Consider the following 25,527-nt stretch of genomic DNA (forward strand, 5'->3'; position numbering starts at 1 on the left):
CAGTGACTTACAAGCTTCTTGCCGGCGTCGCCACGCTGGCGCTCGGCGTTGCCGTCACGGCCGGCGCCGCGCAAGCTCAGTCCCGCGACCAGATCCAGATCGTCGGCTCCTCCACCGTTTTCCCGTTCTCCACGGCGGTTGCCGAGCGCTTCGGCCAGAAGAACAGCCAGTTCAAGACGCCGGTCGTGGAATCGACGGGCTCGGGCGGCGGCCTCAAGCTCTTCTGCGGCGGCGTCGGCGCCTCCACCCCGGACATCACCAACGCTTCTCGCCGCATCAAGCAGTCGGAGTTCGAGACCTGCACCTCGAACGGCGTCACCCCGGTGGAGGTCAAGGTCGGCTTTGACGGCATCGTCCTCGCCAACGCCATGTCCGGCCCCGACCTCTCGCTGACGCGCGAACAGATCTTCCAGGCGCTCGCCAAGCAGCTGCCGGACGCCGACGGCAACCTGCAGCCGAACCCGAACCAGAATTGGTCGGATATCGACCCGGCCCTGCCGAACGAGAAAATCGAGGTTCTCGGCCCGCCCCCGACCTCCGGCACGCGCGACGCCTTCGTGGAACTGGTCATGGAAGAGGCCTGCGCCGAGGCCGTCGAGGCCGCCGATGTCTGCAGCGAGATCCGCGAGGACGGCGCCTATGTGGAAGCCGGAGAGAACGACAACCTGATCGTGCAGAAGCTCGAGGCCAACCCGCAGGCGGTCGGCATCTTCGGCTTCTCCTTCCTCGATCAGAACTCCAACGTCATCAAGGGCGCCATCGTCGACGGCGTGGAGCCGAGCTTCGATCTCATCGCCTCCGGCGATTATCCGGTCTCCCGCTCGCTCTACTTCTACATCAAGAAGGAGCATGTCGGCACCATCCCGGGCATCGCCGAATACGCCCAGGAGTTCACCTCCGAGGAAGCCTTCGGCGCCGACGGCTACCTTACCGAGCTCGGCCTCATCCCGCTGCCGGAAGAGGCGCGCGCCTCCAACCGCGACGCGGTGGAGAACATGACGCCGCTTTCCATGTAAGCCGCGTTCCGTCGTTCCGTCCGGCCGCCCTTGAGGCGGCCGGGCACTTTCCGACCCCGGGCGGACAAGCCAAGCATGCTGTCGAGTTTTTTCATCGCCCTTATCGGCGTCGCCATGATCGCGTTCGTCGCCGGCAGCCGCCGCGCGGTCGCGCTCGCGGGCCCGCAGATCTCCACGCTGCATTCGCGGCCCTCTTATCACGGCGGCTACGCGCTGATCCTGGCCGCGGGCCCTGCCCTCATCCTCCTCATCCTCTGGCTCCTCCTCGGTGGGCGCATCCTCGACATGATGGTCGCCGCCCGTTTCGACGAGGTGCTCTCCGGCCTCTCCATGCCGCAGCGCGAAGCCTTCATGCGCGATGCACGGCAGCTGGCGGAGGGCTCCATCTACGGCACGCCGACGCCACAGACGGAAGCGGCCGCGGAAGTCTACCGCAGCCTCGCCGCAACAGCGGAGATCATCCTCGGCATCGTTCTGACGATGCTTGCCGGCGCCGGCTTCCTTCTCGCCTGGCGCACCATCTCGTTGCGCAAGCGCACGCGCCAATTCGTCGAGCGCACGATCATGGTCGTGCTGATCGCCTGCTCCGTGGTGGCGATCCTGACGACGATCGGCATCGTCCTGTCGCTGATCTTCGAATCGCTGCGCTTCTTCCAGAAGGTGCCCCTCTTCGACTTCCTCTTCGGCCTGCACTGGTCGCCGCAGAGCGCCTTCGTCGGCGCCGGCGCGGAGGCGCGAACCAATCCGGATGTCTTCGGCGCCGTGCCGCTTTTCGCCGGCACGCTGCTCATCACCGCCATCGCCATGCTGGTGGCCGCTCCCGTCGGCCTCATGTCGGCGATCTATCTCTCCGACTACGCCTCCAAACAGTTCCGTGCCGTCGCCAAGCCGGTCCTGGAGGTGCTCGCCGGCATCCCGACCGTGGTCTACGGCTTCTTCGCCGCCCTCACCGTCGCGCCCTTCATCCGCCGCTCGGGCGAATCCATCGGCCTGTCGGTCTCATCTGAATCGGCGCTGGCCGCCGGCGTCGTCATGGGGATCATGATCATCCCCTTCGTCTCCTCGCTGTCGGACGACGTCATCAACGCCGTGCCGCAATCGCTGCGCGACGGCTCGGCCGGCCTCGGCGCCACCAAGGCGGAGACCATCCGCCGCGTCGTCATGCCGGCAGCCCTGCCTGGCATCGTCTCGGCGCTTCTCTTGGCCGTCAGCCGCGCCGTCGGCGAGACGATGATCGTCGTCATGGCCGCCGGGCTCGGCGCCAACCTCACCGCCAATCCACTGGAAGCGGTGACGACGGTAACCGTGCAGATCGTCACCCTTCTCGTCGGCGACCAGGAATTCGACAGCGCCAAGACGCTCGCCGCATTCGCGCTCGGCCTCGTCCTGTTTTGCGTGACCCTCACCCTCAACGTCGTCGCCCTGCGCGTGGTGCAGAAATACAGAGAGCGCTATGACTGATCTCGCTTCGGCAAAACCGGCGCTGGAGGATGGGCGCGCCATCCATACTTCGGCGGAGGCGCGGCGGCGTCTGACCAAGCGCTACGCGGCGGAGCGCAATTTCCGCTTCCTCGGCCTCGGCGCCGTGCTTCTGGCCGGGCTGTTCCTCGTCATTCTGCTGTACACGGTGGTGAGCCAGGGTATCCCGGCCTTCACCTATCATTACGCGACACTGCCGCTGGAGCTTTCCGGCGAGAACATCGACGAGGACGACCTCTTCCAATCGAACTTCCGCAGCGTCGTCGCAGACGCCATAGAAGCGCAACTTCCCTTCGCCGAAGGGCGCAACGAGCGCCGCACGGCGCGCGGCGTCCTCTCCAGCGGCGCCGACATCCTGCTGCGCGAGAAGGTGCTGGAAGAGCCGGAGCTCGTCGGCGCGACCCGCCAGATCGCCCTGCCGGTCTCCGACACGGTCGACCTCTATCTGAAGGGGCTCATCGTCAAGCCCGAGACGTTCGCAGCGCCGGGCGAGGCCACGCCGAGCGGCACCACCGGAAACATCTCCATCACGACCACCGCCAACGGCTTTTCGGCCATCCTGCAAAAAGCCAAGCAGGACCTGGAGGCGCAGGCGGTTCGGCTGCGTCGCGATGCCCGCTTCCGCACCTCGGCCGTGGAGCGCCAACAGGCCCAGGTGGAGCGCCTTCAAGAGGCTGTTGCGGAGGGGGGAGCGGAGGAACGCGAAGAACGCCAGCGCGAGCTCGACGGCGCGGAGGCGGATCTCGCCTCGCTTGCCGGCCAGCTGCAGCGGCTCAACGAGGAGATCGCCGGGCTCGAGGCGCGCATCGCCGCCGCCAACGCGCAAGAGACGCTGACCTCGGCGATGCCCTCCTATCTGGTGCGCATCAACGGCGGCGTCGTCAAGGCGACCGCCATCGGCACCAGCGGCATGGAGGGACGTGTCCTGGTGCCGCTCCAAAGCGAAGCTCCGGCGCCCGCCGGCGAATGGTCGATCATCCGCCTGCCCGTGCCGGAGGCGCGCCGGCAGGTGAGCGACCAGGAGATCGCCTATGTCGATCACCTTGAGGCGGCCGGGCTCATCGAGCGGCAGATCAACACCATCTTCTTCACCCGCGGCGCCAGCCGCGAGGCGGAGATGGCCGGCATTCTCGGCGCCGTGGTCGGCTCCGTCTTCACGCTGCTCGTGACGCTGATGCTGGCCTTCCCGCTCGGCGTCGCCTCGGCCATCTATCTGGAAGAATTCGCGCCGAAGAACCGCTGGACGGACCTCATCGAGGTCAACATCAACAACCTCGCCGCCGTGCCCTCCATCGTCTTCGGCCTTCTCGGCCTTGCCGTCTTCCTCAATTTCTTCGGCCTGCCGCGCTCCGCGCCGGTGGCGGGCGGCATGGTGCTCGCCCTGATGACGCTGCCGACGATCATCATCGCCTCGCGCGCCGCCCTGAAAGCTGTGCCGCCCTCCATCCGCGAGGCGGCGCTCGGCGTCGGCGCCTCCAAGATCCAGACCGTCTTCCACCATGTCCTGCCGCTCGCCATGCCCGGCATCATGACCGGCACCATTATCGGCATGGCGCAGGCGCTCGGCGAGACCGCGCCGCTTCTGATGATCGGCATGGTCGCCTTCATCGTCGACATACCCGGCGGCTTCTTCGACCCGGCCACGGTGCTGCCGGTGCAGATCTTCATGTGGGCAGATTTCCCGGAAGCCGCCTTCCAACAGAAGACATCGGCCGCCATCATGGTGCTGCTGGCGTTCCTTGTTGTCATGAACGCTCTGGCGGTCATCCTGCGCAAGCGCTTCGAGCGGCGCTGGTAGCCTCACAAGGGGAAAGTCATGACGGAAACCTACAGCCCAGAGCACAAGCCGGAGGCCGCCGTGAGCGCCGATCCCAACAAGGCGGCCGAAAAGACCGTCATCCCGCAGGCCCAGCACGCCGCCGAGAAGGCGCAGGGCGAGCACGACATCAAGGTGAAGACGGAGAAGGTCTGCGTCTTCTACGGCGACAAGCAGGCGCTGTTCGACGTCGATCTCGATATCCGCGAGCGGCAGGTGACGGCGCTGATCGGCCCCTCGGGCTGTGGCAAGTCAACCTATCTTCGCTGTCTCAACCGGATGAACGATACGATCGACATCGCCCGCGTCACCGGCCGCATCATGCTCGACGGCGAGGATATCTACGAGACCGGCGTCGACGTAGTGGAGCTTCGAGCCCGGGTCGGCATGGTCTTCCAGAAGCCGAACCCCTTCCCCAAAACCATCTTCGAGAACGTCGCCTATGGGCCGCGCATCCACGGGCTCGCCCGCAACAAGCGCGAGCTCGATGAGATCGTCGTGCATTCCTTGCAGCGCGCCGGCCTGTTTGAGGAGGTGAAGGACCGCATGGACGAGCCAGGAACCGGGCTTTCCGGCGGCCAGCAGCAGCGTCTTTGCATCGCCCGCGCCATCGCCGTCAGCCCGGAAGTCATCCTCATGGACGAGCCCTGCTCGGCGCTCGACCCCATCGCCACGGCGAAGGTGGAGGAACTCATCGACGAATTGCGCGAGAACTACACCATCGTCATCGTCACCCATTCCATGCAGCAGGCGGCGCGCGTGTCGCAGCGCACCGCCATGTTCCATCTCGGCTATCTGGTGGAGGAAGGGCCGACGGACGTGATGTTCACCAACCCGACGGACAAGCGTACGCAGGACTACATCACCGGTCGCTTCGGCTGACCAGGGAGGAGAGAAAAGTGTCCAGTTCCGATCATATCGTCACCTCCTACGATGAGGAGCTGCGCGAGCTGGCGCGCTCCATCGCGGAGATGGGCGGCCTCGTGGAACAGCAATTTGAGGAATCCGTCGCCGCGCTTTTGACCAGCAACACCGACCTCGCCCAGCAGGTCGTCTCCGGAGACCGGCAGATCAACCGGCTGCACACGGAGATCGAGGAGCACGCGATCCTGGTCATCGCCAAGCGCCAGCCGATGGCGCAGGACCTGCGCGAGACCATTTCCGCCATCCGCATCTCCAACGATCTGGAGCGGGTGGGCGATCTTTCCAAGAACATCGCCAAACGGGCGCTCGCCATCGAGGATCAACGCATCTCGCAGACCTTGCGGCGCGGCGTCGACCATCTGTCCTCACTCGCTCTCAAGCAGCTAAAGGACGTGCTCGACGCCTATGGGGCGCGCGACACCGACAAGGCGCGGGCCGTCTGGCGCGCCGACGACGAGATCGACGCCATCTATGTGTCGCTGTTCCGCGAGATGCTAACCTATATGATGGAAGACCCGCGCAATATCGGCATGTGCACGCATCTTCTCTTCTGCGCCAAGAACATCGAGCGCATCGGCGACCATGCGACCAACATCGCCGAGACCATCTTCTATCTCGTCACCGGCAAGCCGATGGAGCGTATGGAGCGCGCCGGTATCCTGCATACGATGTGAGCGCATCGGCCATGCAGATCCCGCGCATTCTCGTGGTGGAGGACGAGGAGCCGCTGACGCTGCTCCTGCGCTACAATCTGGAGGCGGAGGGATACGCCGTGGAGGCGGTGGCGCGCGGCGACGACGCGGAGCTGCTGTTGATGGAGGAGGCCTTCGACATCCTCGTCCTGGACTGGATGCTGCCCGGGCTTTCCGGCATCGAATTGTGCCGGCGGCTCAGAATGCGCGAGGCGACGGCGCGCCTTCCCATCATCATGCTGACGGCGCGCGGCGAGGAGGACGAGCGCATCCGCGGGCTGGCGACAGGCGCCGACGATTACGTCGTCAAGCCCTTCTCCGTGCCGGAGCTGATGGCGCGGGTGAAGGCGCTGTTGCGCCGGGCGAGACCGGAGATGGTGTCCGACAAGCTCGCCGCCGGCGATATCGAGCTCGACCGCGAGACGCTGCGCGTCTTCCGCGGCGGGCGCGAGATCCATCTCGGGCCGACGGAGTTCCGGCTTCTGGAATTCCTGATGCGCAGTCCGGGCCGCGTCTTCACGCGCGAGCAGCTCCTCAACGGCGTCTGGGGCCGCGACGTCTATGTCGACGAGCGCACCGTCGACGTGCATATCGGCCGGCTCAGAAAGGCCATCAATCGCGGACGCATGCGCGACCCGATCCGCACCGTGCGCGGCGCCGGCTATTCGCTCAACGAGCAATTCGTGACGAACTGAGCCGGCTTCGGTGGCGTCGACTTCCTTGCCTCCGAGCGAGCCGGGCGGCCGAGGCATGGATGGCCGGGGGGAGCGAACCGGCCATAGCGACGACGCGGGGGGAGCGAACCCGGCCATGCCGACAGCGCACCGAGTTGCCGCGGCCAACGGCCAGCGAGGCCTATTTGGTGCCATACATGCGGTCGCCGGCATCGCCGAGGCCCGGCACGATATAGCCGTGATCGTCGAGATGGCTGTCGATCGAGGCCGTCACGACCGGCACGTCCGGATGGGCGGCGCGGAAGGCATCGACGCCCTCCGGCGCGGCCAGAAGACAGACGAAACGCAAATCGTTGGCGCCGCGCTCCTTCAGACGATGCACGGCGGCGATCGCGGAATTGGCCGTCGCCAGCATCGGGTCGACGGCGATGACGACGCGCTCGTGAAGCCCCTCCGGCGCCTTGAAGTAATATTCGACCGGCTGCAGCGTCTTCGGGTCGCGGTAAAGGCCGATATGGGCGACGCGGGCGGCGGGAACGAGGTCGAGCATGCCTTCCAGGAGACCGTTGCCGGCGCGCAGGATGGAGGCGAAGACGAGCTTCTTGCCCGACAGGGTCGGCGCCACGATCTCGGCCAGCGGCGTTTCGATCCGTGTCGTCGTCAGCTCCAGATCGCGCGTCGCCTCATAGGTCAGAAGCGCCGCGATCTCGCGCAGAAGCCGCCGGAAGGAGGCCGTGGAGGTGTTCTTGTCGCGCATGATGGTGAGCTTGTGCTGCACCAGCGGATGATCGACGACCGTGACCCCTTCTCGCTCCGTCATGCGCCTCCTCCTTCTTTCCGCCGTTCTTCAACAGCCTGCTAAGCCTGAAAGCTATCCGCCTCAACCGGCGCCATCTGTCGCAACAGCCGCGCCCGCGTCGCCTCGTCGAGGAAGGCGGCCTCGATCGCCGTGCGGGTGAAGCCTGTCATCGCTTCCTCGCCAAGGCCCAGCACCGCCGCCGTCGCGGTGTATTCGCGCGCCAGCGAGGTGCCGAAGAACGGCGGGTCGTCGGAATTCAGCGTCACGCGCACGCCCGCCGCCATCAGCCTCGCCAGGGGATGGGCGGCCCGGTCGGGATATAGGCCGAGCGCGACGTTGGAGCCGGGGCAGACCTCCAGGACGATGCCCTCGCCGGCAAGGCGCGCCATCAGCTCCGGCTCCCCCGCCGCGGCAACGCCGTGGCCGATGCGGGTCACCGGCAGGGCATCGAGGACATGGCGCACGCTTTGCGGTCCGCAGACCTCGCCGGCATGGGCGGTGCAGCCAAGCCCGGCCTCGGCAGCCATCCGAAAGGCCGGCGCGAATTCGGCGGCAAGATAGGTGCGCTCGTCGCCGGCAAGACCGATACCGGTGACGAGCGGATGCGGATGGGCGAGCACCGTCTTCACCGCCGCGAGGGCGCGCCCCGGTCCGTTCTGGCGCAGGATATGGGCGACGAGACGCGCCTCAATCCCGGTGGCGGCCCTGGCGCGGCGAACGCCCTCCGCCACGCCTTCCAGACAGGCCGCATAGGACATGCCGGCGCGCTGCGCATCGTCCGGGGCGAGGAAGAGCTCGGCGTAGATGGCGCCGTCACCGGCGATCCCCGTCAGATAGAGCTCGGTCAGCCGGCGGTAATCCTCCGGACGGTTCAGAAGGCAGGTGGCCCGATCGTAGGCGGCCAGAAATCCGGTGAAGCCATGCCAGAGATAGCGCTCGCCATCGACGAGACCGGAGATGTCCACACCCTCGCGGGCCGCCAGCTCGCGCGCGAGGGTCACCGGCAAGGTGCCCTCGATATGGCAATGCAGCTCGGCGAGCGGGACCGACAAGCGGCGCCTACATCAAGCTGGTGCCGGCCGTGAGCGGCGGCAAGGCGAGATGGGCGGCGAGCGTCTGGCCGACATCGGCGAAAGTCTTCAGCTCGCCGGCGCAGCGCCCCTCGATACCCGGTCCGAAGGCGAGCACCGGCACGTTCTCGCGGGTGTGGTCGGTGCCGCTCCAGGTCGGATCGTTGCCATGGTCGGCGGTGAGGATGACGAGATCGCCGGGTCTCAGGGCGGCGGTCAGATCCGGCAGGCGGCGGTCGAAGGCTTCCAGCGCCTCCGCATAGCCGGCGACGTCGCGGCGATGGCCGTAGATCTGATCGAAGTCGATGAAGTTGGTGACGATGAGGTCGCCGTCCCTCGCCTTCTCCGCCGCTTCCAGCGTGCGGGCGAACTGGCTGTCATTGTCCGGCGCCTTCAGGACCTTCGTCACGCCGCGCCCGGCGAAGATATCGGCGATCTTGCCGACCGCCCAGACATCGCGGCCCGCCTCCCTGGCCTCGTCGAGAAGGGTGCGCGCAGGCGGCGGCACGGAGAAATCGCGGCGATTGCCGGTGCGCTTGAAGTCGGCGGGGCTTACGCCCAGAAACGGCCGGGCGATGACGCGGCCGATGCGGTAGGCATCGCAGAGCCGGCGCGCCACCTTGCAGGTCTCGTAGAGCCGCTCCAGCCCGAAGGCCTCTTCGTGGGCGGCTATCTGGAAGACGCTGTCGGCGGAGGTGTAGCAGATCGGCTTGCCGGTCTTCAGATGCTCCTCGCCGAGCTCGTCGATGATCGCCGTGCCGGAAGCGTGACGATTGCCGAGAATGCCGGGAAGCTCCGCCTCGGCAATCAGCGCCTCGGTGAGTTCGGCGGGAAAGGCCGGCTCCTCGTCGGGGAAATAGCCCCAGGCCCGGCGCAGCGGGCAGCCCGCCAGCTCCCAATGGCCCGTCGTGGTGTCCTTGCCGCGCGAGCGCTCGCGCGCAAAGCCCCAGATCGCCTGCGGCGCCTGCACATAGGCGAGCCCCGCCGGATAGGCGCCCGTCGAAGCCTCGGCGGCGCGGCCGATGCCGAGAAGGTTGAGCTTGGGGATATGCAGGACGCCGGAGCGCAGGCCCTCGCAATGGGCGCGGCCGGCGGCGCAGGCGGCGGCGATGTGGCCGAGCGTGTCGGCGCCCGCATCGCCGAATTCGGCAGCATCCCTGGCGCCGCCGATGCCGAGCGAATCCATGACGAGGAGAAAGCCGCGGGCCATCAGGCAAGCCTTTCCATGATGAGGGGCCTTTCGGCGGGCGCCGCCTCGGCGAGACGAAAGGCGGCGCGCACCGCCCGGCATGCCGCCTCCGCCGCGTCCGTATCGCGGGCATGAATTTGGGCGAGCGGGCGCTCCTTGCCCACCGCCTCGCCGATGCCGGCGATGTCCGTCAAGCCGACCGCATGGTCGATGGCGTCCTCGGCGCGCCGCCGGCCGCCGCCAAGACCGATGACGGCGATGCCGAGCGCGCGCGTGTCGATGGCGCAGACGAAACCCTCGCCCTGCGGCGCGACCTCGCGCACGATGGGGGCCGCAGGCAGGTGACGTTCCGCCTTCTCCAGGAAATCGGCGGGGCCGCCGAGCGCCGACACCATCTTCTGAAAGCGCTCCGCGGCGGTCCCGTCCTCAAGCCTTGCCGCCGCCAGCCTCTCTCCTTCCGCGGCCGAGGGCGCGAGCTTGCCGAGGCAAAGCATCTCGCCGGCGAGCGCCAGCGTCACCTCATAAAGGCGCTTGTCGCGCCGCGCGCCGGTGAGGAAGTCGGCGGCGTTCCTCACCTCCACGGCGTTGCCGGCGGCGAAGGCGAGCGGCTCGTCCATGTCGGTGACGAGCGCGGCGGCGGCAAGGCCGGCACCCTTGGCGACAGTGACGAGGCTTTTGGCGAGCGCGCGCGCTTCCTCCAGCCTCGCCATGAAGGCGCCGGAGCCGCATTTGACGTCGAGGACCAGGCCGTCAAGCCCGGCGGCGAGCTTCTTCGACAGGATGGAGGCGGTGATGAGCGGCAGCGATTCCACCGTCGCGGTGACGTCGCGGATGGCGTAGAGGCGCTTGTCCGCCGGGGCGAGATCGGCGGTCTGGCCGATGATGGCGCAGCCGGCCTCGGCAACCGCATGGCGGAAGGCGGCAAGATCCGGCTGGCTCCGGTAGCCGGGAATGGCATCGAGCTTGTCGAGCGTGCCGCCGGTATGGCCGAGGCCGCGCCCGGAAATCATCGGCACGACGCCGCCGGCCGCCGCGACGATCGGAGCAAGCATCAGCGAAACGTTGTCGCCGACGCCGCCGCTGGAATGCTTGTCGAGCACCGGGCCGGCCGCGCCATCCCAGGAAAGCGTCTTGCCGGAAGCGGTCATGGCGCGCGTCAGCGCCACGGTCTCCTCCGGCTCCATGCCGTTGAAGAAGACGGCCATGGCGAGCGCGGCCACCTGCCCCTCGCCGATGGTCTCCTCGGCAAGGCCCTTGACGAAGAAGGCGACCTCCTCGGGGGAAAGCGCCCCGCCGTCGCGCTTCTTGCGGATCAGTTCCTGCGGCAGGAAGCTCATGCCGGCACCCTGGCGAAATAGCCGGTCAGCAGCGCCTCCAGCTTGCGTCCGCCCTCCGGCGCCAACCGCTTGGTCTCCTCGTGGGAGAGCTCGCGCCCGCTCATGCCGGCGGCAAGGTTGGTGATGACGGAAAAGGCGGCGACGCGCATGCCAAGAAAGCGCGCCAGAATGACCTCCGGCACCGTCGACATGCCGACCGCGTCGGCGCCGAGCGCATGGGCGGCACGGATCTCCGCCGGCGTCTCGAAGGAGGGGCCGCTCACCCACATATAGACGCCCTGAAAGAGCTCGATGGCTTCCGCCGCCGCCTCGCCGGCAAGGCGCAGGGCGAGCTTGCGGTCATAGGCCTCGCTCATGCCGACGAAGCGCCGGTCGGTCGGCTCGCCTACCAAGGGGTTGGCGCCGAAAAGGCTGATATGGTCGACGATCTGCATCAAGGAGCCTGGGGGCATATCTTCATGCAGGCTGCCGGCGGCGTTGGTCAAGAAGAGGGTTTCCACGCCAAGGGCGGCGAGCGCCTCCAGCGCCGGGCGCATCGCATCGGCGCGCCCGTGCTCGTAGTAATGCGTGCGGCCGGCAAGGACGGCGATGTCGGTGCCGCCGAGGCGGCCGAGGACGAGCCGACCGGCATGGCCGGAGACGGATGGTTCGGGAAAGCCGTGAAGCTCGCCATAGGGGATGGCGACGGCCCCTTGCAGGCGCTCCGCCAGACCCGACAAACCCGAGCCGAGAACGAGCGCGATCTTCGGCGCCCTGCCGGCGCGCTCGGCTATCTTCGCCGCCGTGCATCTTGCTATCTCGCCGGGGCTCATCCGACGCCCTTCATGCCGAAGGCCTGCGGCAGGAGCTCGCCGAGCGTGAGGACGGAGACCGGCCCGTCCTCGTCGCAAAGATGGATGAGCGTCTGCGGGGTGCCGAATTCGGCGAGGCGCTGTCGGCAGCCGCCGCAGGGGGTGACGGAGGCCCTGCGCTCAGCGAAGACGGCGACTTCCTTGATACGGCGCTCGGCCTTGGGAAGCGCCGTGACCATGGCCGCGATGGCCGAGGTCTCGGCGCACCAGCCTTCCGGATAGCTGGCATTCTCCACGTTGCAGCCGGCAAAGATCTTGCCGGAAACCGTGCGCAGCGCCGCCCCCACCCTGAATTCCGAATAGGGGGCATGGGCATGCTGCATCGCCTTGCGGGCGGCCTCAAAGAGCTCGCGCTCCATCAACGCTCCTTCACATAGGGTATGCCGCCCGCCCTCGGCGGCACGGCCCGGCCGATGAAGCCGGCCAGCAGCACCACCGTCAAGACATAGGGTAGCGCCTGCATGAACTGCACCGGCACCTCGCCCACCATCGGCACGGAAGCGCCCTGCAGACGTATGGCGATGGCGTCGAGAAAACCGAAGAGGAAACAGGCGCCCATGGCCGGCCAGGGACGCCATTTGGCGAAGATGAGGGCGGCGAGCGCGATGAAGCCCTTGCCGGCCGTCATGTTGACGATGAAGCCCGCCGACTGGGCGATGGCGAGATAGGCGCCGGCGGCGCCGCACAGCACGCCGCAGACGATGACGGCGCGGTAGCGCAGGAAGGCGACGGAGATGCCGGCGGTATCGACGGCGGCCGGGTTCTCGCCGACGGCGCGAAGGCGCAGGCCAAAGCGCGTCTTGAACAGCACCCACCAGGTGAGGGGCACCATGAGAAAACCGAGATAGACGATGGGGTTATGGCCGGAAAGAAGCTCGCCATAGAGGGGGCCGAGGAAGGGCACCTGGCGCAGCGCCTCCGCGCCCGGCCAGGCGAGCGAGGCAAAGCGCGCCTCGCCGGGCAGCTGTGGCGTGCGCCCACCCTCGGCGAACCATGCCTGGCCGAGGAGCGCCGTCAGCCCGGCGGCGAGAAAGTTGATGGCAACGCCGGAGACGATCTGATTGCCGCGCTGGGTGATGGAGGCAAAGCCGTGCACGAGGGCGAGCGCCACGGAGGCGAAGATCGCGGCGAGAAGGCCCACCCAGGGCGAGCCGGCCCACCAGGCGGCCGCGCCGGCGGCGAAGGCGCCGGCAAGCATCTTGCCTTCCAGGCCGATATCGAAAATGCCCGAGCGCTCCGAATAGAGCCCGGCGAGACAGGCGAGAAGGAGCGGCGTCGCCAGCCGGATGGAGGAATCGAGAATAAGGACGACGGCCTGAAAATCCATCAGCGCCGCCCCGGCTTAAGCGGCGCGGCGCGGCCGACATTCGTTCTCACGGCGCCTCCTCCCCGGCCGCCAGGCGTCGGCGCTGCGGGCTCGACATCAGGGCGAAGGCGCGGGCGATGCCGGGCCGGAACATATGCTCCAGCGCCCCGGCGAAGAGGATGACCAGCGCCTGGATGACGACGATCATATCGCGCGAGATGGTGGGCATGTCGAAGGCGAGCTCCGCCCCGCCCTGATAGAGCATGCCGAAGAGGAAGGCGGCCAGGACGACGCCGAGCGGATGCGCCCTTCCCATCAGCGCCACGGCGATGCCAACGAAGCCCGCCCCTTGCACGAAATCGATCTGCAGGCGCTGCTGCTCGCCCAGCACCGGATTGAGGGCCATCATGCCGGCAAGGGCGCCGGAGAGAAACATGGCCACAAGCGTCACCTTGACGGTCGAGATGCCGGCATAGACGGCCGCCGTCGGGTTAAGGCCGGTGGCGCGGATCTCATAGCCAAGGCGCGTCCTCCAGATGAAGAGATAGACGGCGAGACAGGCGAAAAGCGCCAGGAAGAGCGAGATATTGGCCGGCGCGGCGCCCATATCGGCGCCGAACAGCCCGAAAAGCGGCCCCAGCTCCGGCAGCGCTCCGCCGGCGGCGAAGGTGCGCGTCTCCGGCTGCATGGAGCCGGCCGGCGAGAGATGGTCGACGAGGAGCCAGACCATCAGCGAAGAGGCGATGAAGTTGAACATGATCGTCGTGATGACGATGTGGCTGCCACGTCGTGCCTGCAGCCAGGCCGGGATGAAGGCCCAGGCGGCCCCGAACAGCGCCGCGCCGCAGATGGCGAGCGGAAAGGTCACGTACCAGGGAACGACCCGGTCGAGCGCCAGCGCCGCCAGCGCCGCGCCGAGGCCGCCGAGATAGGCCTGGCCCTCGCCGCCGATATTGAAGAGGCCGGCATGGAAGGCGACGGCGACAGCGAGCCCGGTAAAGATGAAGTTCGTGGTGTAGAAGAGCGTGAAGCCGATGCCCTCGCCGAAGCCGAGCGCGCCCCAAAGAAGGATTCTCACCGCCTGCAGCGGGCTCTCGCCGATGAAGAGGACGACGAGACCGGCGACCAGGAAGGCGACGGCGACATTTACGAGCGGGATGAGGCCGACCTCCACCCAGAGCGGCAGCTTGGCGGCAGGCGCGCTCACCGGGTAGGCACTCCCTTAAGCGCAAGGCCGGGAACGACCGGCCCGGAACGGCCATCGGCCGCCCCGGCTTGCTCGATACCGGCCATCATCAGGCCGAGTTCGCCCTCGCCGGCATCGGGGCCGCGCTCGCCGACGATGCGGCCGGCGAACATGACCAGGATACGGTCCGACAAGGCCCTGATCTCGTCGAGCTCCACGGAGACGAGCAGGATCGCCTTGCCGGCGTCGCGCATCGCCACGAGCTGGCGGTGAATGAACTCGATGGCGCCGATGTCGACGCCCCTGGTCGGCTGACCGACGAGGAGCACGTCGGGGCCGCGTTCCATCTCGCGGGCAAGAACGATCTTCTGCTGGTTGCCGCCCGAAAAATTCTCGGTCAGAAGCCGGCAATCGGGCGGGCGGATGTCGTAGCGGCGGATCTTGTCGCGCGCGTCGGCGCGGACCTTCTCGCGGCTCAGGAAGGCGCCGCTGCGATAAAGCGGGTCGTCGTGATAGCCCAAGATGGCGCTCTCGTTCTCCTCGAAGGCCATGACGAGACCCATGCGGCGGCGGTCCTCCGGCACGTGTGCGAGGCCACCTTGCCGCCGCCGCGCCGGATCGGCGGAGCGCGCAAGGTCGCTGCCATCCGCCAGGAAGACGGCGCCGGAGGTGGCGGGCCGGATGCCGGCGATCACCTCCAGGAGCTCAGACTGGCCGTTGCCGGAAACGCCGGCGATGCCGACAATCTCGCCGGCGCGCACGGTAAGGGAAACGTCGTCGAGGCGCTTCACGCCGCGCGCATCGACGAGTGTGAGGTTCTCTACTCTCAAGAGCGGCGCGCCGGGGGCCGCCTCGGCCTTTTCCACCCGCAACAGGACGCGCCGGCCGACCATCAGCTCGGCAAGCTCTTCCGGGCCGGTCTCGGCGGTCTTCAGCGTGCCCACGATCTCGCCGCGGCGCATGACGGAGACCCTATCGGTCACGGCCATGATCTCGCGCAGCTTATGGGTGATGAGGATGACCGTCTTTCCCTGCTCCTTCAGCTGGCGGAGGATGCGGAAGAGATGGTCGGCTTCGGAGGGGGTGAGAACGCCCGTCGGCTCGTCGAGGATGAGGGTATCGGCGCCGCGATAGAGGGCCTTCAGGATCTCCACGCGCTGCTGCAGGCCGACGGGTAGCTCGCCGACGGGCGCGTCCGGATCCACCTGCAGCTCGTATTCCCTCTCCAGGCGGGTCAGTTCGGCGCGGGCCATGGCGACGCCCTCGCGCAGAAGCGCGCCGCCCTCGGCGCCGAGGATGACGTTCTCCAGCACGGTGAAGTTATCCACCAGCATGAAATGCTGATGGACCATGCCGATGCCGGCGGCGATGGCGTCGTCCGGGGAGGCGATGGCGACCTTCCTGCCGCGCACGACGATCTCGCCGCGATCGGCCTGGTAGAAGCCGTAGAGGATCGACATCAGCGTCGATTTGCCGGCGCCGTTCTCGCCGACAATGCCGTGGATGGTGGCCTCGGCGACCTTCAGGTGGATGTCGCGATTGGCTCTGACGGCGCCGAAGCTCTTATCGATGCCGATGAGCTCGATCGCCGGCGGCCCGGCGGGCTCTGTGGCTGCTGCGGCGGGTTCTCGGTCGTTCATCAAGGCCCGGCGATCTCGGCGTTCGGCCATCCTGGCACGAGGCGCGGCGCCTTGCACGCCGAAAACGGCGAGGCTTCACGGCGGAGACGCACGGCGCCGGGCCACCGTCTCGAAGGGAAGGAGGGGAGTTTGTGGCGCGCGCGGCGTCTTCTCTCAGGCGCGAGAGGGGGGCGGGGCGATACCTTTTCCCTCCACATGCCGCCTGGCGCGCCGAGGCATGGATGGCCGGGTCAGGTCCGGCCAGGACGACAACAGAGGCTGAGCCACGTCAGAGAGTGCCCTCATGCCAAGGCTCGACCTTGGCATCCATGCCGTTCCGCCCTGCCCTCACCGCCGCGCCATGTCGCTGCGCTCCACGCCGAGGATGAGGGCGTAGAAGGCGCCGGAACGGGCGGCGGGCGCGACGGCCGCACCGATGCCGATCTCGGTCACATACGGGTTGCGAAGGTTCTTCTCGTGCTCGGGCGAGGCGACCCAACCCTCAAAAGCGGCCGCGGCGCTCCGATAGCCGCCGCCGAGATTTTCCGCCATGGCGCCCCAATCGTAGCCGAGTGCGGCCACCCGCTTCGGCAGCCGGCCGGCGACGTCGTGGCTGATGTCGTTCTCGCGCGCCATGGCCAGCGCCTGGCGCTCGGCGGCTTCGTTCAGAACCGGCGAGACGGCGACCGGGCCGAGCCCGCTCGCCGCCCGGTACTCCGTGACCATCGCCCGCATCGCCGCGGCGTCGACCGGCACATTCCGCGCCTCGAACATTTGGGACGGGCCGGCACAGGCGGCGAGCAAGAGAACGAGGAGGAGGAAAGATTTCGGGCGTGGCATGTGAGCTCGGGCGATCTGCGCAATCAGATGCGGCGGAAGAAACCAAAGGCGATTCAGGCTTTGCCCGCCATAGCCGGCCGCGCGCCACCATGCCAAGCGCCCCGACCGCGGCCGGGGCTCACTTTCCTCAAGCGCCGCCGCCGCGGCGCGGGGCGCCTCACATCGTCGCCGGGCAGGTATCGTCGGACATATAGTCGTGGACTTCGATCTCGCCCGACTTGATCTTTTCGGACGCCTCCTCGACGCGCGCCTTCATCTCCTCGGAGATCAGCGGCGCGTTGTGCTCGTCGAGCGACCAGCCGACGCCGTCCTCGGCAAGGCCGAGCACTTCCACGCCCGCCCATTCCTGCATGGCAACGCCGTTCTTCACGTCCTCGAAGGCGTCGTAGACGGCGTTGTCGACGCGCTTGACCATGGAGGTCAGAACGGCGCCCGGATGCAGCATGTTCTGGTTGGAATCGACGCCGATGCCGAGCTTGCCCTCGTCGGCCGCGGCCTGCAGGACGCCGATGCCGGTGCCACCGGCGGCGTGGTAGACGACGTCGGCGCCGCGGTCGAACTGGCTCTTGGCGAGTTCGCCACCCTTCACCGGGTCGTTCCAGGCGGCGCCCGTCGTGCCGGTCATGTTCTGGTAGATCTCGATATCGGGATTGACCGCCTTGGCGCCTTCCACATAGCCGCAGGCGAACTTCCTGATGAGCGGGATATCCATGCCGCCGACAAAGCCGATCTTGCCGGTCTCGGAGGCCATCGCGGCGAGCATGCCGACGAGATAGGAGCCCTCATGCTCCTTAAAGACGATGGAGCGGACATTGGGCTTTTCCACCACCATGTCGATGATGGCGAACCTGGTCTCGGGGAATTCCTCCGCCACCTTCTCGATCGCCTGGGCCTGCGAGAAACCGATGCCGATGACCGGGTTCATGCCGCGCTGGGCGAAGCGGCGCAGCGCCTGCTCGCGCTGGGAATCGTTCTGCAGCTCAAAATCGCGATAATCGGTGCCGGTCTCCTCCTTGAAGCGCTCGGCGCCGCGATAGGCCGCCTCGTTGAAGCTCTTGTCGAACTTGCCGCCGAGATCGTAGACGATGGCGGGACTGAGCTCGTCCTGGGCCGAAGCGGCACCGGCCGGAAGCGCCAGAGCAAGGGCGGCGAGGGCGAAAGCGGCGAAGCGGGAAAGACGCATCCTGTTCTCCTCTTCAGCAAGGCCGGTCTTGGCGCCGGCCGGGTGCGGCGAGATTGACACGGGCCGGGCGGCGTTGCACCACCTTTCGTCGGCTCCAGACACCGCTCTCAGATGACCCTTTCCTCGCTGACGGAAGCCTTCGCCTTTCCCGTTCTCCTCGCCGATATCGGGGGCACCAATGCGCGCTTTGCCCTGCTTGAGGACCGGCAGGGCGAGCTCATCCATCTCCCTCCGGTGCGCACCGGCGACTTCGCCGATATCGAAAGCGCCATGACCGCAGCGGTCACTGAAAAGACCGAAACGCGGCCGCGCTCGGCTATTCTGGCCCTCGCCGGGCCGCTTAACGGCGATGAAGTCGACCTCACCAACGCCGATTGGGTGGTAAGGCCGCGCGCGGTGATGGCGGCGAGCGGGATTACCGACATCGCCCTCCTCAACGATTTCGAGGCGCAGGCGCTCGCCGTCGCGGCGCTGGAGGAGACGGAGATGACGAGCCTGGCGATCGGCGCCGACCTTGAGGCCGGGCACGACCACCGGGTGGTGCTGGGTCCCGGCACCGGCCTCGGCGTCGCCGGGCTTCTTCAACTCGGCGGGCTGTGGGTACCGGTGCCCGGCGAGGGCGGGCATGTGGCGCTGGGGCCGGAGACGCGGGCGGAATTCGCGCTCTGGCCGCATATCGAGCGGGAGACAGAGCGTATCTCGGCGGAGTTCCTGCTTGCCGGGCGCGGCATCGTGCGGCTCTACCGGGCGATGTGCGCCGAACACGGCGCGCGGCCGGTGCATGTGTGGCCGAAGGAGGTGACGGGGGCGGCGCTCGCCGGCACCGACGCCATCGCCGAGGAGACGATGCGGCTTTATTGCGGGCTTCTAGGCCGGCTCGCCGGCGATTTCGCCCTTCTGTTCATGGCGCGCGGCGGCGTCTTCCTCGGCGGCGGCATCGCGCCGAAAATCGCCGCGCTCCTGAAGGCGGGCACCTTCCGCGCGGCCTTCGAGGCCAAGGCGCCGCACGAGGCGTTGATGCGCACGATCGCGACAAGGCTCGTCACCGCGCCGCGCCCGGCGCTGACGGGCCTCGCCGCCTTCGCGCGGGCACCGGAGCGTTTCGGCGTGGCCTTGGAAAGGCGGCGCTGGCGGGCGTGAGAGGGAGATCTCCCGGGATTGTCGTCATGCCAGGGCTCGACCCTGGCATCGATGCCGTTCCGCCGTCGCCAGGGAAGGCATCGCCGAGAAGGAACGGCTTGGCGAGCCCCACTTTCCTTCTGCAGGCTGCCTGGCCTTGAAATGGATGGCCGGATCAAGTGCGGCGACGTCGACAATCGGCACCCGTGCGGACCGCATGGCAGCCAAGCCTCGCCGCCTCTACGCCTTGCGCCGCTTGGCCCCGGTCAATGGCGCGGCGGAGAGCGGGTCCTCCGGCCAGTCGTGCTTGACGTAGCGACCGCGCATCTCGGCCCGCACCTCGCGCCAGGAGCCGCGCCAGAAGGACGGCAGATCGCGCGTCACCTGGATCGGCCTTCCGGCCGGCGACAGCAGCTCAAAGGCGAGCGGCACCTGGCCGGCGAGGATGGCGGGATGGGTCTTCAGCGAGAAAAGGTTCTGCGGCGAGACCGCCACGGTCGGCACCTCACCGGCATAGTCGATGGGCACGGTGCGCCCGGAAGGGGCGGTGAAGTGCGCCGGGGCGAGGCGGTCGAGCTCGGCCATCCTCTCCCAGGGCAGGAGAGCGGCGAGCGCGTTCTTCATGTCGGCGGGGGAAAGCTCGGCGAGAGCGTTCTTGCCGGCAAGCGCCGGCGTCAGCCATCGCTCCACGCTTTGCGCCAGCGCCGCGTCGGAGAGGTCGGGCCAGGGGCCGCCTTGCGAGGCGCCCTCGCAGCGGCGCAGGAAGGCGATGCGGGCGCGCAGCGACAGCGTCTCATGAGGCCAGGGAAGCTTGTCGATCCCCCGCCGCAGCGCCGCTTCGGCGAGAAGGGCGGCCGCCTTGCCGCGGTCGAAACGCTTCAGCGGCTCGGCGAGAAGCTCGATGGCGCCGAGCCGGCGCACCCGCCGCGCCGCGACCCGGTCGGCGCGCGCGTCATAGGAAAGCTCTTCCTCCTCATCGACCGGCAGAAGCGCCTCGATCTCGGCCCGGGCAATCGGGGCTGCCAGGAGGATGCGGCTATCGGCGCCGCCACCCGACAGCTCGGCGATGGCCAGGAAAGGCTCGGCGGCAAGCGGCTCTGCCGGATCGAGATAGGCGCCGCTGCCATTGGCGAGCAGGAAGCGGCCGCCGGCGCCGCGCGATTTCGCCACCCGTTCGGGGAAGGCGAGCGCGAGAAGAGCGCCTGGCGAAAGAGCTTCTTGCTCCCCCTCTTGCTCCGCCGCCTTTTCGGCGAGCTTCGCCCAGCCGCCGGCCGCCCGGCGCGCCTTGGCGATGCGCTGCGAACGGGAGGCGCGCCAGACCTGAAATCGCTCGCCGAGATCGGCGGCGCGGCCGGCAAGGCCCGGCTCGGAGACGATGGCGGCGATCTCGGCGGCTTGCGCGCCCATGCCCCGCTGGGCGGCGGCAATCAGCATATGGGCCAGGCGCGGGGCGAGCGGGAAAGCGGCGAGCGCCCTGCCATGCGCGGTCAAGAGGCCCTTGGCGTCGACGGCGCCAAGGCGCGAAAGCAGCGCCAGCGCCTCGGCGAAGGCCGCCCTGGGCGGCGGGTCAAGAAAGGCGAGCTCCTTCGGGTCCGTAACGCCCCAGGAAAGCAGCGCCAGGGCAAAGGCGGAGAGCTCCGCTTCCAGGATCTCCGGCCTGTCGAAAGGCGCAAGACCGGCATTTTGCGGCTCGTCCCAGAGGCGGTAGCAGACGCCCGGCTCAAGACGGCCGGCGCGGCCGCGCCGCTGCTCGGCGGCGGCGCGCGAGACGCGCACCGTCTCAAGCCGCGTCAGCCCGGCGCCCGCATCGTAGCGCGGCCGGCGGGTAAAGCCGCAATCGACGACGATGCGCACGCCTTCGATGGTCAGCGAGGTCTCGGCGATGGAGGTGGCAAGGACCAGCTTGCGCCTTGCCGGGGCAGCTAGGCGGATGGCGCGCTCCTGGTCGCCAAGCTCCATGGCGCCGTAGAGCGGGGCAAGGTCGACATCGGAAGGCAAGGAAGGCGCCAGCCGCTCGGCGAGGCGGCGGATTTCCGCCTGGCCGGGCAGGAAGGCAAGGAGGCTGCCGGGCTCCTCGGCGAGAGCCTTCAGGATCGCCGCCTCCATGCGCTCCTCGATGCGCCGGCCGGGCGCGCCGCCGAGATAGCGCGTTTCGACCGGATAGAGGCGGCCGGCGCTTTCCACCACCGGCGCGGCGCCAAGAAGGGCGGAAAAACGCGCCCCGTCGAGCGTCGCCGACATGGCGCAAAGCTTCATGTCCGGCCGCAGCGCCGCGCTTGCGTCAAGGGCGAGCGCCAAGGCGAGATCGACATCGAGCGAGCGCTCATGCACCTCGTCGAAGAGGATGGCGGCAACGCCCTCAAGCTCCGGGTCCTCGCCGATCATCCTGAGGAAGACGCCGGCGGTGAGAAGCTCGATGCGTGTTTGCCGTGAAACACGCGCTTCCATTCTGACGCGATAGCCGACGGTGGCGCCAACCGCCTCGCCGAGGCTTGCCGCCATGCGGGCGGCGGCGGCGCGGGCGGCGAGCCGGCGCGGCTCCACGACGAGGATCCGCCCCTTTCCCGCCAGTCCCGCCTCCAGGAGCGCCAGCGGCACGCGGGTGGTCTTGCCGGCGCCGGTCGGCGCGATCAGGACGGCGGCGCGGTTTTCTTCAAGCGCCGCAAAAAGCGCCGGCAGCGCCTCCTCGACGGGCAGGGCCTCGCTCATGTCGCCTTCCCGGCGGCAAGGTCGACGAGAGGCCCGCCGGCGGCCTCCGCGTCGAGCGGGTCGTGGGTGACGAGAAGGACGGGCAGCTCGCGCTTGGCCGCCTCGGCGAAGACGAGGGCGCGCACCTGGTCCTTCATCCCGGCGTCGAGCTTGGAGAAGGGCTCGTCGAGAAGGAGAGCGCGCGGGCGCGACAAGAGCGTGCGCAAAAGGGCGATGCGCGCCTTCTGGCCGCCGGAAAGCGTCGCCGGGTCGCGGTCAAAGAAGCCCTCCATGCCGACCTCGGCGAGCGCGGCTTCCACCGCCTTGCGCCTTGCATGCCGGCCGGGGAGCGCCGGATCGAGGCCGAAGAGGAGATTGCCGCCGACCGAAAGGTGCGGAAACAGGAGCGGGTCCTGGAAGAGCAGGCCCATATGCCGCTCCTGCGCCGGCAGGTCGGTGACGTCCTCGCCGTCGACCAGAACGCGGCCCGTCGCGGTGAAGGCCGGGTCCAGAAAGCCAGCGAGAAAGGCAAGCAAGGTCGACTTGCCCGAGCCGGAAGGGCCCATCACCGTCAAGACCTTGCCCGGCGCGATCGACCGGTCAAGGGCGAGCAGCTCCCTTCCGGCGAGGCCGATCACCACCCGGTCAAGATGAAGGCCCTTCCCGCTTGCCTCGTTCATGCGACCGCACGCATGGCGGCGCGGCGGCGGAAAAGCAAGGCCGGCAGAAGCCCGGCGAGGGCAAAGCCGATGAAGGGCAGGAGCGCCTGAAGAAGCGCGGTGGCGCCGATGGCGCGCGGATCGCCACCGGCCGAAAGCGCCACGGCCTCGGTGGTGACGGTCGGCCAGCGCCCGGCGCCGATGAGGATGGTGGGCAGGTAGAGGGCGATGGAGACGGCAAAGCCGATCGCGGCGGCGGTGAGGACCGGGCGGGCGAGCATCGGCAGGCGCACGCGCCAGAAGAAGGCGTCGGCGCTACGGCCGAGCCCCGTTGCCATCTGCCGGTAGCGCGGGTCGAAGGCGCGCCAGGGATCGGCGAGCGAGAGGAGCACATAGGGAAAGACGAAGACGAGATGAGACAGGACGACGGCAACAAGCCGGCCGTCGAGGCGTAGCGCGATGAAGAGGATGTCGAGGCCGAAGAGGAAGGCGATCTGCGGCACCAGAAGCGGCAGATAGAGCGCGACAAGGGCGCGGACGGTCGGCGTCACCCCCGCCCGCACTTCGTATTCCAGCGCCCCGAGGGCGAGGGCGACGGCGAGCGCGGAGGACAGAGCGGCGATGAGGAGCGCATTGGCGAGCGGCACCGCGAGAGCCTCGCCAAGCCGCGACCATGCGCTGAGCGTGAAGCCGGCAGGCAGGAGGTTCGGGAAGGTCCACAGCCCGGCGACAGACCACAGAGCCAGCGCGGCGATGCCGGCAAGGACCAGGAAAACGGCAAGGCCCATCGCCGCCGCGGCGAGACAGCGTAACGGCTCGTCGGCGCGAAAGCGCCAGCCCGCAGCCATCGCCGCCATGGCGAGGCCGGCGAGAAGCCGCTCCAGCGCCAACCAGAGAAGAATGGCGGCGCCGGTGACGGCGAGCTGCAACAGCGCGCCGGCCGCCGCGACGCTGCGCAGGGAAAGGTCCGGATCGGCCTGCCATTCCAGGATGCGCACGGCGAGCGGGGCCGGCAAAGTGGGGCCGAGGATGAGGGCGACATCGACGACGGAGCTGGCATAGGCGATGACGGCGAAGACCGGCAGGCGCAGCTGGCGGTAGAGCGCCGGCAGGACGGCGAAGGCAAAGCCCGCCATGCGGCCATAGCCGAGGGCACGGGCGGCCTTCAGCCGCGGCACGGCTTCCGCCTGCGGCAGGGCGGCGAGCGCCATCAGGAAGAGAAAGGGAATCTCCTTGACGATGAGCCCCGCCATCATCGCCAGACCTGCGGTGTCGTGGACGATGAGCCAGTCGGGCGGGCGTTCAAAGCCGCTCGGCCAGGGCGAGACGGCGCGCAGGAGGAGGCCGGACGGGGCGATGAGAAAGGCGAGCCCGAAGGCGGCGGCGGCGTGCGGCACGGCCAGAAGCGGCGAGACGAGGCGCGCAAGGCGGCGAAAGAGCCTGGTGCCGTGCCAGCCGGCGATGAAGGCGGCGACGATGAGAAACGCCACGAAGGTGGTGCCGAGCCCGGCCGCCAGGCTTATCAGGCTGGAGCGCCAGATGCCCGGCATGGCGAAAAGCGCCTCAAACGGCGCCAGGGAAAGGCGCTCGGCGCCAATCACCGGCAGATAGCCGAAGGCCGGCAGGGCGGCGCCGAGAAGGCCCGCCGCCACCGGGCCGACGAGAAGGGCGAAGATCGCCGCCGGAAAGAGAACGAGACGCGAGCCGCCCCGCCGCGTCGCCGCGCCTTCGCTGCCCGCTATTGCCCGGCTCCGTAGCGGCGCGCCCATTCTTTCTCCAGCCTTTCCATCCAGCTCGGATGCGGCTCCGGCAGCGCCTTGCCGAGCTCTTCCGGCGGCAGGGTGGCGATGCCTAGGTCGAGCGCGGCAAAGCGGGCGCGGTCCTCCCGCGGCAGGGCTTCAATGTCGAGCACCGTCGGGTCGCCCCAGATTTCCGGATCCTGCTTTCTTGCCTGCGCCTCGGGCGACATGAAAAAATCCGCCAGCACCATGGCGCCGGCCTTGGCGGTGGCGTTGAAGGGGATGGCCACGAAATGCGTGTTGGCGATGGAGCCGGCCTCCGGCACGAAGCTGCGCACCGTCTGGGGCAATTCGCCGTTGGCGATGGCGCTCGAAGCGTCGGCCGGGTTGAAGGCGAAGGAGATATCCACCTCGCCATCGGCCAGGAGCCGGCGCATCGCCCCGTAATTTTGCGGATAGGCGCGGCCGGAGCGCCACAGATGCGGGGAAAGCTCGTCCAGGAAGGCAAAGAGCGGCTTGGTCTCATCCTCAAAGGCCGCCTCGCTCACCGGCGCCTGCAGGACGGATGGGTCCGGCGCCAGCTCGTAGAGCGCCTGCTTCAGAAAGGTGGAGCCGAGGAAATCGGGCGGCTGGGGATAGGTGAAGCGGCCGGGATTGGCCTTTGCCCAGCGAAGCAGCGCCTCCATGGAGCGCGGCGGATCGGCAAGCCGCGCCGTATCGTGGAAGAAGACGAGCTTGGCCATCCCCCAGGGCGCCTCCAGCCCATCGGTCGGCACGGTGAAATCGCTGAGCACGGTCGGCTTGCCCGCCTCGTCGACATAGGCGTAGTTGGGCAGTTGCCTCGCCCAGGGCCGGTCCAGCAAGAGCCCCGCCCGCTTCAGCGCGGCGAAGTTCTCGCCGTTGATCCAGACAAGATCGACGGCGCCGCCCGCCTCGCGCCCGGCCGCCTTCTCGGCGATCACCTTGGCGACGACCTCGGCGGCATCGGCGACCTTCACGTGCACGACCTTCACCCCGTGCCGTTCTTCCAGCTCGGCGCCGGCCCAGGCGATGTAATCGTTGATGCGCGGCTCGCCGCCCCAGGCGTGGAAATAGACGGTCTCGCCCTTCGCCTCCTCCAGCACGGCCTGCCAGTTCGCCGGGTCAGGCGTCTCGGCCTGGGCGAGCGTCGCGAAGATCAGCCCCAAAACGGCAATGACAATTCTCAGCATCGACCTTCCCCAAGAGCGTTGCAGCCCGCGCCACTCCTCTCCCCGGAGGGGGAGAGCAAGGTGCCGTGCCACGCCGCGATTGCCCTATGCGACCGCCCTTCCCCTCAAGGGAAGGGTGGCGCGCGCATCA

Annotated in this window: 21 protein-coding genes and 2 pseudogenes; 8 read left to right on the plus strand and 15 right to left on the minus strand. The window is 68.5% G+C overall.

Going from position 1 to position 25,527, the window contains the following annotated elements:
• Positions 1-2 precede the first annotated feature (2 nt).
• From Q331_RS0105240 to phoB, 7 genes and pseudogenes are all read left to right on the plus strand, one after another.
• Positions 3-1,016 carry a substrate-binding domain-containing protein gene (locus tag Q331_RS0105240; RefSeq protein WP_245615512.1) on the plus strand — a complete coding sequence of 338 codons (1,014 nt, stop codon included), beginning with the start codon at positions 3-5 and terminating at the stop codon, positions 1,014-1,016.
• 75 nt (positions 1,017-1,091) lie between these two features.
• Positions 1,092-2,477, plus strand: coding sequence for a phosphate ABC transporter permease subunit PstC (gene pstC, locus Q331_RS0105245; protein WP_026379817.1), 1,386 nt, complete (start codon positions 1,092-1,094; stop codon positions 2,475-2,477).
• Positions 2,470-2,943 (plus strand): annotated as a pseudogene (locus Q331_RS24115) (DUF3333 domain-containing protein); the annotation flags it as partial. The gene pstC and the pseudogene Q331_RS24115, both read left to right, overlap by 8 nt.
• A 429-nt stretch (positions 2,944-3,372) precedes the next feature.
• Positions 3,373-4,293, plus strand: a pseudogene (gene pstA / locus Q331_RS24120) (phosphate ABC transporter permease PstA); the annotation flags it as partial.
• Between the two features lie 18 nt (positions 4,294-4,311).
• A complete protein-coding gene (pstB, locus tag Q331_RS0105255) occupies positions 4,312-5,193 on the plus strand; it encodes a phosphate ABC transporter ATP-binding protein PstB (protein WP_084174783.1) in 882 nt (293 codons plus the stop codon).
• Between the two features lie 17 nt (positions 5,194-5,210).
• The gene (phoU, locus tag Q331_RS0105260; protein WP_026379820.1) at positions 5,211-5,909 is read left to right on the plus strand and encodes a phosphate signaling complex protein PhoU; all 699 of its coding nucleotides are present in this window, start codon (positions 5,211-5,213) and stop codon (positions 5,907-5,909) included.
• Between the two features lie 11 nt (positions 5,910-5,920).
• Positions 5,921-6,622, plus strand: a complete 702-nt coding sequence (gene phoB, locus Q331_RS0105265; protein ID WP_210164910.1) for a phosphate regulon transcriptional regulator PhoB — start codon at positions 5,921-5,923, stop codon at positions 6,620-6,622.
• Between the two features lie 160 nt (positions 6,623-6,782).
• Here the strand turns inward: phoB and upp are convergent, their stop codons facing one another.
• The 11 genes from upp to Q331_RS0105320 form a co-directional block, all read right to left on the minus strand.
• Positions 6,783-7,421, minus strand: coding sequence for a uracil phosphoribosyltransferase (gene upp, locus Q331_RS0105270; protein ID WP_026379822.1), 639 nt, complete (start codon positions 7,419-7,421; stop codon positions 6,783-6,785).
• A gap of 38 nt (positions 7,422-7,459) precedes the next feature.
• Positions 7,460-8,452, minus strand: coding sequence for an adenosine deaminase (add, locus tag Q331_RS0105275; protein WP_026379823.1), 993 nt, complete (start codon positions 8,450-8,452; stop codon positions 7,460-7,462).
• 7 nt (positions 8,453-8,459) lie between these two features.
• On the minus strand, positions 8,460-9,680 hold the full coding sequence (locus Q331_RS0105280; protein WP_026379824.1) for a phosphopentomutase: 1,221 nt from the start codon (positions 9,678-9,680) through the stop codon (positions 8,460-8,462).
• Complete coding sequence (gene deoA, locus Q331_RS0105285) at positions 9,680-10,996, minus strand: thymidine phosphorylase (RefSeq protein WP_026379825.1); 1,317 nt, start codon at positions 10,994-10,996, stop codon at positions 9,680-9,682. The genes Q331_RS0105280 and deoA overlap by 1 nt, the downstream gene beginning before the upstream one ends.
• The gene (locus Q331_RS0105290; protein ID WP_034491103.1) at positions 10,993-11,808 is read right to left on the minus strand and encodes a purine-nucleoside phosphorylase; all 816 of its coding nucleotides are present in this window, start codon (positions 11,806-11,808) and stop codon (positions 10,993-10,995) included. Before Q331_RS0105290 ends, deoA begins: the two co-directional genes overlap by 4 nt.
• On the minus strand, positions 11,805-12,206 hold the full coding sequence (gene cdd, locus Q331_RS0105295; RefSeq protein WP_026379827.1) for a cytidine deaminase: 402 nt from the start codon (positions 12,204-12,206) through the stop codon (positions 11,805-11,807). The genes Q331_RS0105290 and cdd overlap by 4 nt, the downstream gene beginning before the upstream one ends.
• The gene (locus Q331_RS0105300) at positions 12,206-13,174 is read right to left on the minus strand and encodes an ABC transporter permease (protein WP_026379828.1); all 969 of its coding nucleotides are present in this window, start codon (positions 13,172-13,174) and stop codon (positions 12,206-12,208) included. Before Q331_RS0105300 ends, cdd begins: the two co-directional genes overlap by 1 nt.
• Positions 13,175-13,220: 46 nt before the next feature.
• Positions 13,221-14,360, minus strand: a complete 1,140-nt coding sequence (locus tag Q331_RS0105305; protein ID WP_026379829.1) for an ABC transporter permease — start codon at positions 14,358-14,360, stop codon at positions 13,221-13,223.
• Positions 14,357-15,979 (minus strand): ABC transporter ATP-binding protein, encoded by a 1,623-nt coding sequence (locus Q331_RS20100; protein WP_051630663.1) that lies wholly within the window; start codon positions 15,977-15,979, stop codon positions 14,357-14,359. Before Q331_RS20100 ends, Q331_RS0105305 begins: the two co-directional genes overlap by 4 nt.
• A gap of 327 nt (positions 15,980-16,306) precedes the next feature.
• Positions 16,307-16,798 (minus strand): CAP domain-containing protein, encoded by a 492-nt coding sequence (locus tag Q331_RS20105; protein ID WP_034491171.1) that lies wholly within the window; start codon positions 16,796-16,798, stop codon positions 16,307-16,309.
• A gap of 157 nt (positions 16,799-16,955) precedes the next feature.
• Positions 16,956-17,981 carry a BMP family lipoprotein gene (locus tag Q331_RS0105320; RefSeq protein ID WP_026379830.1) on the minus strand — a complete coding sequence of 342 codons (1,026 nt, stop codon included), beginning with the start codon at positions 17,979-17,981 and terminating at the stop codon, positions 16,956-16,958.
• Between the two features lie 111 nt (positions 17,982-18,092).
• Between Q331_RS0105320 and glk the strand changes: the two genes are divergently transcribed.
• Complete coding sequence (gene glk / locus Q331_RS0105325; RefSeq protein WP_026379831.1) at positions 18,093-19,121, plus strand: glucokinase; 1,029 nt, start codon at positions 18,093-18,095, stop codon at positions 19,119-19,121.
• A gap of 219 nt (positions 19,122-19,340) precedes the next feature.
• On the opposite strand, the gene hrpB is transcribed toward glk, so the two are convergent.
• The 4 genes from hrpB to Q331_RS0105345 are packed head-to-tail and all read right to left on the minus strand — an operon-like array spanning position 19,341 to position 25,397.
• A complete protein-coding gene (gene hrpB, locus Q331_RS0105330) occupies positions 19,341-21,809 on the minus strand; it encodes an ATP-dependent helicase HrpB (protein WP_026379832.1) in 2,469 nt (822 codons plus the stop codon).
• Positions 21,806-22,468: an ATP-binding cassette domain-containing protein gene (locus Q331_RS0105335; RefSeq protein ID WP_026379833.1), complete on the minus strand. Its 663-nt coding sequence runs from the start codon at positions 22,466-22,468 to the stop codon at positions 21,806-21,808. The genes hrpB and Q331_RS0105335 overlap by 4 nt, the downstream gene beginning before the upstream one ends.
• On the minus strand, positions 22,465-24,216 hold the full coding sequence (locus Q331_RS0105340) for an ABC transporter permease (protein WP_245615513.1): 1,752 nt from the start codon (positions 24,214-24,216) through the stop codon (positions 22,465-22,467). The genes Q331_RS0105335 and Q331_RS0105340 overlap by 4 nt, the downstream gene beginning before the upstream one ends.
• Entirely contained in the window at positions 24,186-25,397 is a 1,212-nt protein-coding gene (locus Q331_RS0105345) for an ABC transporter substrate-binding protein (protein WP_026379835.1), read from the minus strand. Before Q331_RS0105345 ends, Q331_RS0105340 begins: the two co-directional genes overlap by 31 nt.
• Positions 25,398-25,527: the final 130 nt, after the last annotated feature.

This window comes from Afifella pfennigii DSM 17143 (genome assembly GCF_000688515.1).
Taxonomy (GTDB): Bacteria; Pseudomonadota; Alphaproteobacteria; order Rhizobiales; family Afifellaceae; genus Afifella; species Afifella pfennigii.